The 15,169-nt window shown below is 71.1% G+C and carries 13 protein-coding genes; 9 read left to right on the top strand and 4 right to left on the bottom strand.

Going from position 1 to position 15,169, the window contains the following annotated elements:
* Window positions 1–18: 18 nt before the first annotated feature.
* A complete protein-coding gene (locus tag VQH23_RS12330; RefSeq protein WP_338665942.1) occupies window positions 19–474 on the bottom strand; it encodes a helix-turn-helix domain-containing protein in 456 nt (151 codons plus the stop codon).
* Window positions 475–648: 174 nt separating this feature from the next.
* Between VQH23_RS12330 and VQH23_RS12325 the strand changes: the two genes are divergently transcribed.
* The 9 genes from VQH23_RS12325 to VQH23_RS12285 all read left to right on the top strand — a co-directional run bounded on the left by VQH23_RS12325 (window position 649) and on the right by VQH23_RS12285 (window position 11,959).
* A complete protein-coding gene (locus VQH23_RS12325) occupies window positions 649–1,014 on the top strand; it encodes a hypothetical protein (RefSeq protein WP_338665941.1) in 366 nt (121 codons plus the stop codon).
* A gap of 89 nt (window positions 1,015–1,103) precedes the next feature.
* Entirely contained in the window at window positions 1,104–2,426 is a 1,323-nt protein-coding gene (locus VQH23_RS12320; RefSeq protein ID WP_338665940.1) for a TolC family protein, read from the top strand.
* Window positions 2,426–3,682, top strand: a complete 1,257-nt coding sequence (locus VQH23_RS12315) for an efflux RND transporter periplasmic adaptor subunit (RefSeq protein WP_338665939.1) — start codon at window positions 2,426–2,428, stop codon at window positions 3,680–3,682. Before VQH23_RS12320 ends, VQH23_RS12315 begins: the two co-directional genes overlap by 1 nt.
* Before the next feature lie 13 nt (window positions 3,683–3,695).
* Window positions 3,696–6,938 (top strand): CusA/CzcA family heavy metal efflux RND transporter, encoded by a 3,243-nt coding sequence (locus tag VQH23_RS12310; protein WP_338665938.1) that lies wholly within the window; start codon window positions 3,696–3,698, stop codon window positions 6,936–6,938.
* A 69-nt stretch (window positions 6,939–7,007) separates the two neighbouring features.
* Window positions 7,008–7,385, top strand: a complete 378-nt coding sequence (locus VQH23_RS12305) for a hypothetical protein (protein WP_338665937.1) — start codon at window positions 7,008–7,010, stop codon at window positions 7,383–7,385.
* 91 nt (window positions 7,386–7,476) lie between these two features.
* Complete coding sequence (locus VQH23_RS12300; protein ID WP_338665936.1) at window positions 7,477–8,481, top strand: cation diffusion facilitator family transporter; 1,005 nt, start codon at window positions 7,477–7,479, stop codon at window positions 8,479–8,481.
* 82 nt (window positions 8,482–8,563) lie between these two features.
* Window positions 8,564–10,774, top strand: coding sequence for a heavy metal translocating P-type ATPase (locus tag VQH23_RS12295; RefSeq protein ID WP_338666094.1), 2,211 nt, complete (start codon window positions 8,564–8,566; stop codon window positions 10,772–10,774).
* Entirely contained in the window at window positions 10,771–11,304 is a 534-nt protein-coding gene (gene lspA, locus VQH23_RS12290; protein WP_338665935.1) for a signal peptidase II, read from the top strand. Before VQH23_RS12295 ends, lspA begins: the two co-directional genes overlap by 4 nt.
* Before the next feature lie 37 nt (window positions 11,305–11,341).
* Window positions 11,342–11,959, top strand: a complete 618-nt coding sequence (locus VQH23_RS12285) for an SCO family protein (RefSeq protein ID WP_338665934.1) — start codon at window positions 11,342–11,344, stop codon at window positions 11,957–11,959.
* Window positions 11,960–12,178: 219 nt separating this feature from the next.
* On the opposite strand, the gene VQH23_RS12280 is transcribed toward VQH23_RS12285, so the two are convergent.
* The 3 genes from VQH23_RS12280 to otnI all read right to left on the bottom strand — a co-directional run bounded on the left by VQH23_RS12280 (window position 12,179) and on the right by otnI (window position 15,121).
* Window positions 12,179–13,066, bottom strand: a complete 888-nt coding sequence (locus VQH23_RS12280) for a cation diffusion facilitator family transporter (protein WP_338665933.1) — start codon at window positions 13,064–13,066, stop codon at window positions 12,179–12,181.
* Window positions 13,067–13,088: 22 nt separating this feature from the next.
* On the bottom strand, window positions 13,089–13,661 hold the full coding sequence (locus VQH23_RS12275) for a manganese efflux pump MntP family protein (protein ID WP_338665932.1): 573 nt from the start codon (window positions 13,659–13,661) through the stop codon (window positions 13,089–13,091).
* A gap of 692 nt (window positions 13,662–14,353) precedes the next feature.
* Entirely contained in the window at window positions 14,354–15,121 is a 768-nt protein-coding gene (gene otnI / locus VQH23_RS12270) for a 2-oxo-tetronate isomerase (RefSeq protein ID WP_338665931.1), read from the bottom strand.
* Window positions 15,122–15,169: the final 48 nt, after the last annotated feature.

Here is a 15,169-nt window from a genome sequence, read left to right as displayed (position 1 = left end):
GGGGCGCGCGGGGGATGTTCAGGAACTCCGGCGATCGACTGCGTGCCCGTGGTCAGGGACCTCGCAGTGGCCGTGCCCGAAGTCGGCCAAGGTCTCGATGATGCGGCACTCGCCCGCTTGTCCCCCGGCGCACTGGCTGGCCATCCTCTCCAGCTCCCCCCGCAGTGCTTCCAGGCGGCGCATCCGGGCGTCCACCTCGGCGATGTGGGCCACCGCAATGGCGTGCGCCGCCGAGCAGTCGTCCCCCGGCCGGTCCGCGAGGTTCAGGAGCGAGCGGATGTCCTCCATCGAGAAGCCGAGCTCCCGGGAGTGCCGGATGAAGCCGAGCCGCCGCAGGTGGGCGTCGCCGTAGGAGCGATGCCCGCCCTCGGTCCGCGCCGGGGGAGGCAGCCACCCCTCGGACTCGTACCAGCGGATCGTCGTCGCCTTGACCCCGGTCAGCCCGGACAGCTCGCCGATCGTCATTCCCGCCATTGTGCCTCCTGGTCAGTGCGTGCCCTGCCATATGGGGCTTGCCGGAGCGCCGTGCCGCCCAACGCTCAACGCCCACCCTTCGAGGGCGGCAGGAAGGTCGGACCGTGGATGAGACAAGATGTCCCACCTTCGCCCGATGACATCGCATTACACCCGGGTTAGACTTCGGCCAGCATGCTCGCCCTGACGACATCGCTGGCCGCCCGGTCCTTCCGCCGAATCCTCTCGGTGGTGATGTGCGCGCTCATGCTCATGTCGGCGGCGGGCTTGGGCGAGGCCGCGGCATCGCCGGTGGCCGGACCGGCCGGGCAGCACGAGTTCGTGGTCACGGGGGAAAGGTCCGGCGGTGAGCCAGTTCCCTCCGAATCCCTGCCGTGTCACTCCGCGCACCACCTTTGCGGCAAGGTGACGCCGCTCCCGCCGGTCCTCGCCGCCGTTGTTCCTGCCGTCGTCCACCCGGGGTTCAAGCCGGTTCCGGCGCCTGGCCGGGTGCTGCTGTCCGGCGTGACGGAACTGCCGCCCAGACCACCCCGCGCCTGACGGAACAAGCCTTCCCGTTGGTCCGGCCCGCCTACCCCTGACGGGGGCGGTGCCCGGCCCGCTCGCGGTCCGTCATCCCAGGTGCCTTCATGCCATTCCGCGTTCCCCGGCTCGCGGCGGTTCTCGCCGTCGTCCCGGCCCTGGCCCTCGCGCAGGACGCCCGTCCGCCCGTCGCGCCGCTCACCGTCACCTCGCCCCAGCAGGCCGTCGAGGCAGCCCTCACCGTCTCCCCCGCCCTCCGCGGCGCCGGTGCGGCCCAACAGGCCGTGCAGGCCGACGCGCTCCAGGCGCGGCTGCGGCCGAACCCGGAGCTGAGGGGCAGCTTCGAGAACTTCGGCGGCTTCGGCGGCCGCCAGGAGAGCCGGGGTTTCCGGGCGCCCGAGAGCAACGTTGGCTTGGCCCAGCGCATCGAGCTGGGCGGCAAGCGCTCGGCCCGGATCGGGCTGGCCGCCCGCAGCGGCGAGGTCGCGGCGCTCGACTTCACCGGCGCCCGGCTGGAGATCGCCAGAGAGGTCGTGACCGCCCTGGCCACCGCCGAGGCCGCCCGGCGGCTCGTCGAGGTGGAGCGCGAGCGCGCCCGCCTGGCGGCCGAGACCCTCAGGGCCGCCCGCGCCCGGGTGGAGGCGGGCAGAGATCCCCTGCTGCAGGCCGAGCGGGCCGAGGTGGTGCGCGCCACGGCCGACATCGCGGCCGAGCGCGCCCAGCGCGAGGTGGACATCGCCCTCGCCGACCTCGCCGTGTTCATCGGCGTGCCGCGGGTGGAGCTGGCACCGCGCCAGCCTTGGTTCGACGACATCGGCCCCAATCCCGGCCGTCCGGTCCCGGCGGACCCGCTGGCCCGCCTCTCGGGAAGCCCCGAGCTGGCCCGGTTGGAGGCGGCCATCGCCCAGCAGCGGGCGAACCTCACCCTGCAGCGGGCCACCGCAGTTCCTGACGTGACCATCTCCGGCGACGTGCGCCGATACGGCGAGAGCGGCGAGACCGCCTTCGTCGCTGGCGCCTCCATCCCGCTGCCCTTCTACGACCGCAACCAGGGCGGCATCGCCCGCGCCCAGGCGGAGGTGACCCGCGCGGAGGCCGAGGCCGAGCGCGGGCGCAGCGTCCTGGTCGCCACCCTCGTCGCTGCCGAGCAGCGCCTGGCCCTGGCCTGGCGATCCGTGGAGACGCTGCGCCGGACCGCGCTACCCTCTGCGGAGCAGGCCGCCCGCTTCGCGACCCTCGGATACGGCGAGGGCCGCTTCAGCTTCCTGGAGGTGCTCGACGCCCAGCGGGCGCTCTCCGACACCCGCGCCCAGCTGGTGGAGGCCATCCAGGCCTTCCATGCCCTGCGTGCCCAGGTGCAGCGCCTGCGCGGCGATCTTCCCGCCGTCTCCGCCCAGCCCGTGAACGCCCCCAACGGGAGTGCCCGCTGATGCTCCGCATGACCCTGATGGCGGGCGCCGCCATCGGCGGCCTGGCCCTGGCCGTCGCCTATCCATCCATTCCCGAGACTGCTCGCGGACTGCTTGGCCTTTCCTCCAATTCCGCCGGAGCGGCGCGGGCTGCTGCTCCCGCCACAGCTTTGAAGCCGGGTGGCGACGGCCATGGCCACGCCGAGGGCGAGGAGCACGGCGAGGAAGGCCGCATCAAGATGACGGCCGAGCAGGTCGAGGCCGCTGGCATCCGGCTCGCCGCCGTCCAGGGCGGCACCCTGGTGACCCGGGCCGCCGTCCCCGGCGTCCTCGCCGCGAGTCAGGATCGCCAGGCCCGGGTGACGGCCCGCCTCGGCGGCATCGTGGCCGAGGTTCGCAAGACGCTGGGTGACGAGGTCTCCCGGGGCGACGTGCTGGCTGTCCTCGAGAGCCGCGAGGTTGCGGATGCCAAGGGCGAGTTCCTGGCAGCGACCCGGTCCGCCGCGCTGGCCGAAACCACCCTGGCCCGCGAGGCCCGCCTTTGGCAGCAGCGCATCTCGGCCCAGCAGGAGTTCCTGCAGGCGCGGACCGCGGCCGAGGAGGCCCGCATCAAGGTGGACCTCGGCCGCGCCCGGCTGGCCGCCCTGGGCCTGTCGGACGGCGAAGTCGCAGCCCTCGCCCGCCAGCCTGCGGCAACTCTCCGCCGCCTCGAGCTACGGGCGCCCATGCCCGGGAGGATCACGGCCAGGAACGCGGTGCTGGGAGCATCGGTGGCCGCGGACGCCGAGGTGTTCGCGGTCGCCGACCTCTCTGTTCTCTGGGTGGAGCTGGCTATCCCGCCCCGAGACCTCCCCATGGCCCGGCAGGGCCAGACGGTTCTCGTCACCGGGGAAGGTGACGCCCGAACGGAAGGCAAGATCGTCTTCCTCAGCCCGGTCCTGGACCCCGAGACCCGCTCCGCCCGGGCCGTGGCCGAGATCCCGAACGGGGAAGGCATCTGGCGGGCGGGCGGCTTCGTCACCGCCCACCTCTCCACCGCCGAGCAGCAGGTCGACGTGCTGGTGCCCCGCGACGCCGTGCAGGAGGTCGAGGGCAAGAAGGTCGTCTTCGTCAGGAACGAGGAGGGCTTCGAGTTGAGGGAGGTGGAAACCGGGCGCGAGGACGCGAACGGCTATGAGGTCATCTTCGGGCTGGATGCCGGGACGGAGATCGCGGTGGCCAACGCCTTCTCGCTCCGGGCCGAGCTGAGCAAGTCCGAAGCCGGGCACGCGCACTGAGGCCCGCCCTGACATGATCGGACCCATACTGGACTTCTCAGTCCGCAACCGATGGACCGTGGTGCTGCTGGCCGTCATCGCGGCCTGCATCGGCGCCTTCGCGCTGCTGCGCCTGCCCATCGACGCGACGCCCGACATCACCAACAACCAGGCACAGATCAACACGCTGGCGCCCTCGCTCTCGCCCTACGAGATCGAGAAGCAGGTGACCTTCCCGATCGAGACGGCGCTGGCGGGCATCCCGGGCCTGGAGAGCACGCGCTCCATCAGCCGCAACGGCTTCAGCCAGGTCACGGCGGTGTTCACGGAAAGCACCGACATCTACTTCGCCCGCCAGCAGGTGCTGGAGCGGCTGATCGAGGCGCGGGAGGCCATGCCGGAGGGGGTGGAGCCGCGCCTGGGGCCGGTTTCGACCGGCCTCGGCGAGGTCACCATGTGGACGGTGAACTTCGCCGCCCGCCGCCCGGGCGACACCGTGCCGGACGGGCAGCCGGGTTGGCAGGCCGACGGCAGCTACCTGACGCCCGAGCGCGAGCGGCTGGTGAGCGAGGCGGACCGGGCGACCTACCTCCGCACGGTCCAGGACTGGATCATTCGCCCGCAGGTCCGGAACGTGCCGGGCATCGCGGGGGTGGATGCCATCGGCGGCTACACCAAGCAGTACGTGGTCCAGCCCGACCCGGCCCGCCTCATCGGCCTCGGGCTGAGCTTCGCCGACCTCTCCACCGCCATCGAGCGCAACAACGTCTCCACCGGGGCGGGCTACGTGGAGCGTGGCGGCGAGGGGCTGGTGGTCCGCTCCGGCGGGCGCGTGACGAGTGTCGCCGAGTTGGAGGGAATCGTCGTCGCCACCCGGGAGGGCGTGCCCATCCTGCTCCGTGACGTCGGCCGCGTGACCATCGGCCAGGCGCCCCGGACGGGCAGCGCCAGCGGCAACGGGCAGGAGATGGTGGTCGGCACCGCCCTCATGCTCATCCGCGAGAACAGCCGCATCGTCGCCGAGGCGGTCCACGCCAAGGTGGACGAGCTCCGGCGGACCCTGCCGAGGGGCGTCGAGGCGGTCGTGGTCTTGGACCGCGGCGTGTTGGTGGACGCCACCATTACGACGGTGGCGAAGAACCTCGGCGAGGGCGCGCTCCTCGTCGTGGTCATCCTGTTCCTGATGCTCGGCAACATCCGGGCGGCCATCATCACGGCCATGGTCATCCCGGTGACCATGCTTCTCACCTCGTTCGGCATGGTGCGGGGCGGGATCTCGGCCAACCTGATGTCGCTGGGTGCCCTCGACTTCGGCCTGATCGTCGACGGCGCCGTCATCATCACCGAGAACAGCCTGCGGCACCTGGCCGAGCGCCAGCACGAGAGAGGGCGGCTCCTGACGCTGGAGGAGCGCCTCCGGACCGTGGCGGACAGCGCCCGGGAGATGATCCGACCCTCCCTCTACGGGCAGGCCATCATCATCCTCGTCTACGCCCCGCTCCTGACCTTCACGGGGGTCGAGGGCAAGATGTTCATCCCCATGGCGCTGACCGTCATCATCGCCTTGGCCTGCGCCTTCGTCCTGTCCCTGACGCTGGTCCCGGCGCTCATCGCCATCTGGATCAGCGGACGCGTGCAGGAGAAGGACGTCGCCATCGTCCGCGGCCTCAAGCACGCCTATGCCCCGGCCCTCCGCGGCGCGCTGCGGGCCCCCTTCCCTGTCGTCGCGGCGGGCGCCATCATCTTCGTCGCCTGCCTCGGCCTGTTCTCCCGGCTCGGGCAGGAGTTCATCCCGACGCTGGACGAGGGCAACCTCGCCATGCAGGCCCTGCGAATCCCCAGCACCTCCCTGCAGCAGTCCCAGGCCATGCAGTCGGTGCTGGAGCGCCGCATCTCCCGCCTGCCCGAGGTGCAGGTCATCTACTCCAAGACCGGCACGGCCGAGGTCGCCTCCGACCCGATGCCGCCCAACGCCTCGGACACCTTCATCATCCTCAAGCCGCGCGAGCAGTGGCCGGATCCGTCGCTGTCCAAGGCGGAGCTGGTCCGGCGTATCGAGGCGTCGGTCGCGGGCATTCCCGGCAACGCCATGGAGTTCAGCCAGCCCATCCAGATGCGTTTCAACGAGCTTCTGGCGGGCGTGCGCGGCGACCTCGCCGTGAAGGTCTTCGGCGACGAGTACGGCCCCATGCTCCAGGTGGCCGGGCAGATCTCCAACATCCTGAACGGTATCGAGGGCGCCGAGGACGTGAAGGTGGAGCAGGCGACGGGCCTGCCCTTCCTGGAGATCACGGTGAACCGGGCCGAGGTCGCCCGCCGCGGCTTGAGCATCGCCGACGTGCAGGCCGTGGTGGCGACCGCCATCGGCGGCCGCGAGGCCGGGATGGTCTACGAGGGCGACCGGCGCTTCGCCATCGTGGTGCGGCTGCCCGAGAACCTGCGGGGCAACTTCGAGACGCTGCGGAGCCTGCCCGTGCCGCTGCCGCCCGTAGCTGGGCGTCCTGCGGCATCGGTGCCGCTCCAGCAGCTGGCGAGCCTTCGCGTGGTCGAAGGGCCGAACCAGATCAGCCGCGAGCAGGGGCGGCGCCGTGTCGTCGTCCAGGCGAACGCCCGCGGACGCGACATCGGCTCCATCGTGGCCGAGGCCCAGGCCAAGGTCGCGGAGCAGGTGCAGCTACCGCCCGGCTACACCATCACCTGGGGCGGACAGTTCGAGAACCTGGCCAAGGCGCGCGAGCGGCTGAGCGTCGTGGTTCCTGCGTGCTTCGTCCTTATCCTGGTGCTGCTCTACGCCGCGCTCGGTTCGGTTCGGGACGCGCTGGTGGTGTTCAGCGGCGTGCCGCTGGCGCTCTCTGGTGGCCTGCTCGCCTTGTGGCTGCGGGACATGCCCTTCTCGGTGCCTGCGGCCGTCGGCTTCATTGCGCTCTCCGGCGTGGCGGTGCTGAACGGCCTCGTCATGGCGACCTCCATCAAGGACCTCATCCTCCGCGGGCACCTGTCCCTGCGGGACGCGGTCTACCAGGGCGCCATGACCCGGCTCCGGCCCGTGGCGATGACCGCGCTCGTCGCATCCCTGGGCTTCGTGCCCATGGCCATCGCGACCGGGCCGGGGGCCGAGGTCCAGAAGCCGCTGGCGACCGTCGTCATCGGCGGCCTGATCACCGCGACGCTGCTCACCCTGCTCGTCCTGCCAGCCCTCTACGTGATGTTCGGCCGGGTGCAGGCGCCCGCGTCCGAGGAGGCGCCCGCCGGGGCGGGCCACGCCCCGGCCGAGTGAGCGTGTCGGTGGCCGCCCGGAACGGCGGCCACCGGGTTCGACCAACCCCAGTCAGCAAGGATTCATACGATGCGCAGGACCATCCTCGCGGCCATCGCGGCCGCCGCACTCTCCACCGGCGCAGTCGCCCAGCAGGGCCACAGCCACGGCGACCAGGGACCCCACGGCGGCAAGATGCAGGACGTGGTGGGCATCCACGCCGAGCTGCTGACGGCCGATCGGACCCTGACGGTCCACCTCTACGACGAGGCCGGGAAGCCTGTCCCGGCGGCGGGCTACACGGCCTCGGCCCTGGTTGGCTCGGGCCAGTCGCGCCAGGTGGTCCAGCTGGCACCCGGTGCGGAGAACACGATGACCGGGACCACCGCCAGCGCGGTCGCCCGCGGGACTTCCGTCACGCTGCAGATCAAGAACCCCGCCGGGCGCAGCGGCCAGGCGCGCTTCTGAACCCGCGGCCCGGGCGCCCCGCCGGGCTCCCGCGGGGCGCCCGGGCCCACAACGGTCCATGGGCGTCAGCCGCTCGCATCCGGAGGTCCGAATGGGACAGGGACACGACCACGGAGCGGGCAACGCCAACTCCGCGGCACTGACGAAGGCGCTTGCCCTGACGGGTTCCTTCCTGCTGGTGGAGGTCGCGGGCGCCTACGCCTTCAACAGCCTGGCGCTCCTGTCTGACGCGGCGCACATGCTGACGGACGCGCTGGCGCTGGCCGTGGCCCTCGTCGCCATCCAGGTCGGCCGCCGTCCCGCGGACAGGCGCCGGACCTGGGGCTACCACCGCTTGGAGATCCTCGCGGCCGCCTTCAACGCCTCGCTGCTGTTCCTGGTGGCGATCTACATCCTCTACGAGGCGTACCAGCGCTTCCGCGCGCCTGCCGAAGTCGGCACCGTCGGCATGCTGGCCGTCGCCGCCTTCGGCCTGCTGGTGAACTGGATCTCCATGCGCCTCCTCGCGGGCGGCAGCGAGGGCAGCCTGAACGTGAAGGGCGCCTACCTGGAGGTCTGGAGCGACTTCCTTGGTTCGGTTGCCGTCATCGCCGGGGCGGGGGTCATCTGGACCACGGGCTGGACCTGGGTGGATGCCGTGCTCGGCATCGGCATCGCGCTCTGGGTGCTGCCCCGGACCTGGACCCTCCTGTCCGAGGTCATCGACGTGCTGCTGGAGAGCGTGCCACGCGGATTGGACCTCGACGCCGTCGAGACGGCGATGCGGGAGACGCCGGGGGTGCAGGACATTCACGATCTCCACGTCTGGTCCCTGACCAGCGGCAAGGTGGCCTTGTCGGCCCACGTCGTGGTGGAGGCTTCCCTGGCCCGGGAGGACCGCCTTGAGGATGCCCTGGGCGCCATGCTCGCCGGGCGGTTCGGCATCACCCACGTGACCGTCCAGGCGGAACTGGCAGGTGCCCACGGGGCATCACGACGGACATCTGGGGTGCCGCCGGAGCGGGTCACCGCCACTGACGGGCACCCCTGTCGAGCGTTCCTCCGAGACGCCCGCAAATTCCCCCTTGAACCTCCAGCCACTGGAGGTCCTATCTGACGGGCCGTCAGCAGGAGATCGCTCGGTGGACGGCACACGGAACGGCAGCCAGGGGCAGTCCGTGTCCTGGCGCGTGGAGGGCATGGACTGCGCCTCATGCGTCGCCAAGGTCGAGGGCGCCGTGAAGCGCCTGCCCGGCGTCTCGGACGTCGCGGTGAACCTGATGGCGGAGCGGCTGACCCTGCGTCTGGAGCCGGGCCAGACTGACCCGGCCGCCGTCGAGCGCACCATCTCCGCCATTGGCTACACGCCCCGCCCACTCCCCGCGACCGCCGCCGCGAAGGTCGCCCCGCATGCGGCCAACGACCAAGCTAGCCACGACCACGGCGACGAGGACCACGATCACGCCGGACATGACCACGGCCATGGCGGTGCGTTTGGCCATTCGCATGCCGACCACGACGACCCGGCGGACGCGACCAAGCCCTGGTACGCCACGGGCAAGGCGCGCCTGGTCTGGCTCCTCGGGGCCCTGGTCCTCGGCGCCTACGCCCTGTCGCTGGCCCTCCCGGCCCGGCTGACCTACCCGCTCTTCCTGGCGGCGACCCTCGTGGCCCTGGTGCCGTTCGGCCGCCGCGCCTTTGCCCTGGCCCGGGCCGGGACGCCCTTCTCCATCGAGACCCTGATGGTCACGGCGGCCATCGGCGCCTCCATCATCGGAGCCGCCGAGGAGGCGGCCGTGGTGGTCCTGCTCTTCGCCCTCGGCGAGCTGCTGGAGAACGTGGCGGCCGGGCGCGCTCGCGCGGGCATCAAGGCGCTGGCCACCCTGATGCCTCGGACGGCGCTCCGTGTGCGAGCCGACGGTTCGACCGAGGGGGTTCCCTCCGACCGCCTCTCCGTCGGCGAACTCGTCCTGGTCCGGCCCGGCGACCGCGTGCCCTGCGACGGCACCATCGAGGAGGGGCAGTCCGCCCTCGACGAAAGCCCGGTGACCGGAGAGAGCGTGCCCGTGTCCCGCGGCCCGGGCGAGGCCGTCGTGGCGGGTTCCATCAACGCGGACGGCGCCCTGCGCGTCCGCGTCACCCGGGCGGCGGCCGACAACACCATCGCCCGCATCATCCGCATGGTCGAGGAGGCCACCGCCTCGCGGGCACCGACCCAGCGCTTCATCGAGCGCTTCTCGAACTGGTGGACCCCGGGGGCGATGATCGTCTCCCTCCTGGTCATCCTCGTGCCGCCCTTCCTGCTGGGATGGGACTGGTGGACCAGCGTCTACCGCGGGCTGGCCATCCTCCTGATCGCCTGTCCCTGCGCACTGGTCATCTCGGTGCCCGCCGCCATGGCCTCCGGGCTGTCCGCAGGCGCCCGGCGCGGCCTGCTCATCAAGGGTGGCGCGGCGCTGGAGGAGATCGGCGCCGCGAAGGTCGTGGCCTTGGACAAGACGGGCACGCTGACGGAGGGCCGCCCCAGGGTTACGGACATCCTGCCCGCCCGGGGCATGGCCGAGACCGACCTCCTGGCCCTGGCGGCGGGCGTCGAGCAGGGGTCGTCCCACCCCCTGGCGAAGGCGGTCATGGTCATGGCCGAGAGCCGTGGCATCGCGACCCCGCCCGTCTCCGATCAGGCCGCCGTGCCCGGCAAGGGCGTCACCGCGACCGTCAACGGGCGCCGGGTCAGCGTCGGCAGTCCGAGCCATGCCACGGAGGCCGGAGCCGATCTGGGCGGCCTGGTGGCCGCGATCACCCGCCTGGAGAACGAGGGCAAGACGGCCATCGTGGTCCTGGCCGATGGCGCTGTCGCGGGGGTGCTGGCCCTGCGGGACGAGCCGCGGGGCGATGCCGCCGCCGGGGTTGCGGCCCTGGCAAGGCTGGGCGTCCGCTCGGTCATGCTGACGGGCGACAACGCCCGGACCGGGGCGGCGATCGCCAGGGATCTCGGCCTCGACGTGAAGGCGGAACTCCTGCCGCACGACAAGCTGCGGGAAATCGGCGCCCTCAGGTCGGCGGGGTCCGTCGTCATGGTCGGCGACGGCATCAACGACGCCCCGGCCCTGGCCGCCGCTTCCGTGGGCGTCGCCATGGGCGGCGGCACCGACGTTGCCCTGGAGACGGCGGATGCCGCGGTCCTCAAGGACCGCGTCACGGGCGTGGCGGAGCTGGTCGGCCTGTCGCGCTCCACCATGGCGAACGTGAGGACGAACGTGGCCATCGCGGTCGGCCTCAAGGCGGTCTTCCTGGTCACGACCCTGATCGGCGTCACCGGCCTGTGGCCCGCGATCATGGCGGACACTGGGGCAACCGTCCTGGTCACGCTGAACGCTCTCCGCCTGCTCGCCTGGAAGCCCGCGGCATGACCCGGACCGACGCCAGCACCGGCAGTGGGCACGCGACCGGGATTTTGGGCCTCGGCCTCGTCACGGCGGCGGCCGTCCTCGCGCTGGACCAGGTGACCAAGGCCTGGGCGCTCTCCGCGCTCTGGCCGCCGCACATGCCGCACCCGGTCATGCCTTTTCTGAACTGGCGGCTCGGCTTCAACACCGGCGCCACTTTCGGGATGTTCTCGGGCGGCTCGGCCTCCGGTGTCTGGCTCCTCGTCGGCGTCGCGGTAGTCATCACGGCGTGGCTGCTGGCCTGGATGTGGCGAACCCGGTCGCGTCTGGAGGCCACGTCGCTGGGCCTGGTCATCGGCGGGGCCGTCGGCAACGTGGTGGACCGCCTGCGACGGGGCGCCGTGACGGACTTCATCGACGCCCACTACGCGGGCTGGCATTGGCCGACCTTCAACGTGGCGGACATCGGTATCGTGTGCGGCGTCGCCCTGCTGCTGTTGGGTTCCTTCCGGCCGGAGCGGAAGGCCGCCGCGACGACGGGCGCCGACGGGTGATGGGCCACTGCGGCGGGCGGATAGGGGCCTGAGGGGGATGCGGATCCTGAAGCTGATCAGGCGTGCCGCGTGGGCGGCCGTCGCCGTCCTGGGCTTCCTCGTCGTGGGCACCGCGACGGGATGGCTCGTGACGGACGGCCCGCTCGGCGGGAGGGAGGCCCGCCTGCCCGCCATCGGCGGCCCGTTCTTCCTCACCGACCACCGGGGCCGGGCGGTGACCGAGCGCGACTTCCTGGGCAAGCCGACGGCCGTGTTCTTCGGCTTCACCTTCTGCCCGGACGTCTGCCCGACGACGCTGGCCCGCATGGGGGAGCACATCGATGCCCTCGGGGCGGACGCCGACCGCATCAACTGGCTGCTGATCAGCGTGGACCACGAGCGGGACACGCCGCCGAAGATGGCCGAGTACATGGCACTCTTCGACCACCGCATCGTCGGGCTGTCGGGGACGGAGCGCCAGGTCGCCCGGGCGGCCGAGTCCTTCCAGGTGCAGTACCGCCGGGTTCCCCTGGAGGGAGGCGGCTACACCATGGACCACAGCGCCAGCATCTTCCTGCTCGACGCGGCGGGCCGGTTCGCCGGAACCCTCGACTACGAGGAGCGCCAGGACGTGGCGTTGGCGAAGCTCAGGCTGCTCCTGAGCAGATCAAGCTGAACCCGCCAGCTTCCCGAGCTTGGTTCGGAGGACCCCAGTCCGGGACACGGGCGCCGCAGGGACTGGCGGTCGTCGAAGGCCATCTCGCCTGCTCCCCCACACCTGATTTCGTGACGGCACCCATTCGACGGAGAGGACGTCGAGGCGGCCGAGATGGTCAAGCGCTACACGGCTGCGAGGACCAGTCATTGAGCCATCCGTGGGCTGATGCGGCGCGTCTCAGAGAACCGGCACGCCGCGATGCTGAACCTCGTCTTCAGGCTCCATGTGGATGGTGACCATCATGTCCTCGACCTCGGCCCGGAGCGCCTCCTCGATGCGGTCCGAGATCGCGTGCGCCTGGCGGAGCGGCATGTCGCCCGGCATGACCACGTGGCACTCGAGGAAGGTGGTGTGGCCGACGTGGCGAACCCGCAGCTCGTGCACCTCGAGCGCCCCCTCGGCCGAGGTGGAGATGATCCCGCGCAGCCGCGCCAACGTGACCAGATCAGGCGCGGCGTCCATGAGGCCGCCGACCGACTCCCGCACGAGACCCGCGCCGCTCCAGAGGATGTTCAAGGCGACCAACGCGGCGAGGGCCGGATCAAGCCAGAGCCAGCCGGTCAGGGGAACCAGCGCGAAGCCCAGGAGCACGCCGCCGGAGGTGAAGACGTCGGTGAAGAGGTGCTTGCCGCTGGCGACGAGGGCCGGGGACCGGGCGGCCCGGCCCGACCGGACCAGGATGGCGCCCCAGATGCCGTTAGCAACGGTGGCAGCGGCATTGATCGCCATGCCCAGGAACGGCGCGTCGGGCGGCTGCGGGTTCAGGAACCCGGCATAGGCCTCCCGCAGGATGGAGAGGGCGGCGAGGATGATCAGCACGCCTTCCAGCACCGCCGAGAGGTACTCGGCCTTGCCATGGCCGTAGGGGTGCCCCTGGTCGGCCGGTCGGCTGCTGACCCAGAGGGCCAGGGTCGCCGCGCAGGCCGCGACGACGTTGATGATGCTCTCCAGCGCGTCCGAGTAGAGGGCGACGCTGCCCGTTACCCACCAGGCTGCAAACTTCGTCGCGAGCACGGCCACACCCACGCCGATGCTATAAAGGCCGAAGCGGACCGTGCGGGTCATGGCATCCTCTCCGCGGTGGCGGCTACACGGCCGTCAGGTGCTCGATGAGGATGCTCAGGCCGATCACCATCAGGCACATGCCGCCCAGCCCCTCTGCCCATCGGCCCATCCGGCCACCGACCAGTCGTCCGACCAGCATGCCCGCGGTGGCGAGCAGGAAGGTGGCGAAGCCGATCGCGCCCGCGACCAGCATGATGTTCGTGTCCAGGAAGGCGAGCGAGACGCCGACCGCCATGGCGTCGAGGCTGGTGCCGATGGCGGTGGCAACCAGCACCCACACCCCGTGCTGTCGCGGGCGCGCCGTGGCGCCTTCATCAGCCGAGGGCCGAAGCGCACCGAGCACCATCCGCCCGCCAATGACACCGAGGAGGCCGAAGGCGATCCAGTGGTCCACGGCGGCTATGTAGGCGCTCGCGGCGAAGCCCAGCAGCCAACCGAGGATGGGCGTGATCGTCTCCACCACACCGAAGATGGCGCCGGTGCGGAGCGCCTCCACGACACGCGGGCGCTCGAGGGCCGCACCCTTCGCCAGCGAGGCCGCGAAGGCGTCCGCCGACATGCTCAGGGACAGCAGGGCGATGGTCGACGGGGTCATGGGCTTCTCGGCAGGTCGGCCGCCGCATAGGTCATGGTGGCGGATACAGTCAATATATGAACAGCTGTTTGGTTGTTTGATAGTTCATGACGCCACGTTTCCTCCTTCTTACGGAGGTGCCTTGCCTACGCCAGCCCTGGTCTGGCAGGGTCGCTGTTCCCGGACGGATATAGTGATTGGTGGGACGGGATTGCTGCGAGCGGCGTGTATTCGTGCGGAAGGGTGGCCGGGCGGGTCGTCCCTGCGGGCGCTGGCGGTCTCCCGGGTGCCTGCGCCGCTGCCGATGCGCGCGCAGAACGCCTACTTCTTCGTCCACCGGCGCCGGAAGCTTTGGGAGCTGTCTGGCACCTTCCGCTGGTCCCTTATCGGGACCTGCCTCTCGACGGCTGAACTCAGGAAAATTCTGGTCAAACTGCACCCAGCCCATGCCAGGGAGACCTACCAGGCCCTCCACAGCGTGGGTGTCGGCCTCCTGCCAGAGCATCGCTCGCGTGCCAGGACTGGCATTGGTTCAAGGGTAGGCCTGGATACGAGCCAATCAGTGTTGGCGCGGCGCTCCATCCACAAAGAACGCCAGCTCCACAGGCGTGCGGCTCGCGTGCACCGATAGCTCGATAGCCTCGGCGCATGACCCAAGAAGTCGTGTAGCGGGGGGCTTTCCTGAGAGACATGGCGCGCCGCCGCCCTTCGCCTCACCTGCCCGGAAACCAGCCAAGGCCGTCCAGGGTCCTGCCAGCTGGGCGGTACTCGCAGCCGACGAAGCCGCCATAGCGCAGCTGGTCCAGCTCCGCGAAGAGGAACGGGTAGTTGAGTTCCTCCCCGTCCGGCTCATGGCGGGAGGGAACTGAGGCGACCTGGACATGTCCAATGAGCGGCAGCAGCGCGCGCAGGCGGGTGGTCACGTCGCCGTGGATGATCTGGCAATGGTACATGTCGAACTGCAGGCGCAGGTTCGACAGTGCGAGATCCCCGATCAGGCGGGCCGCGGCATCCACGTCGTTCAGGAAATAGCCGGGCATGTCGCGGCCGTTGATCGGCTCGATGACCAGGTCGACCCCGTGCGGAGCAAGGAAGGCAGCGGCGTGCCTGACAGCGGCCCGATACGCCTCGACGTTCGCCGCAGTCGCCGGGTCTGCCAGCCCGGCCATGAGATGAACGCGGCGGACTCCCGTCGCCTGGATGTAGGGCAGCGCCGTGTCGAGGGAGGCCTCGAACTCTCGGCCGCGTTCCGGAAGCGCGGCCAGGCCCCTGTCGCCCGCCGCCCAGTCGCCGGGCGGCAGGTTGAACAGGGCAAGCTCGAGCCGGTTCCGGCGGAGGCGCTCGGCTACGTCCTCCGGAGAGTGATCATAAGGAAACAGGAACTCGACCGCGGTGAAGCCCGCCTCCGCCGCCGCGTCGAAGCGGTCCAGGAAGTCCCACTCGTTGAACATCATGGTCAGGTTGGCGGCGAAGCGGGGCATGAAGGCTCCTGGGCAGTTCTGGTGACGCCTGGCACGGTGGGCGGGGGT

Source organism: Pararoseomonas sp. SCSIO 73927, assembly GCF_037040815.1.
In the GTDB taxonomy this organism is placed as follows: domain Bacteria; phylum Pseudomonadota; class Alphaproteobacteria; order Acetobacterales; family Acetobacteraceae; genus Roseomonas.
This window is presented reverse-complemented; position numbering and strand designations above follow the sequence as displayed.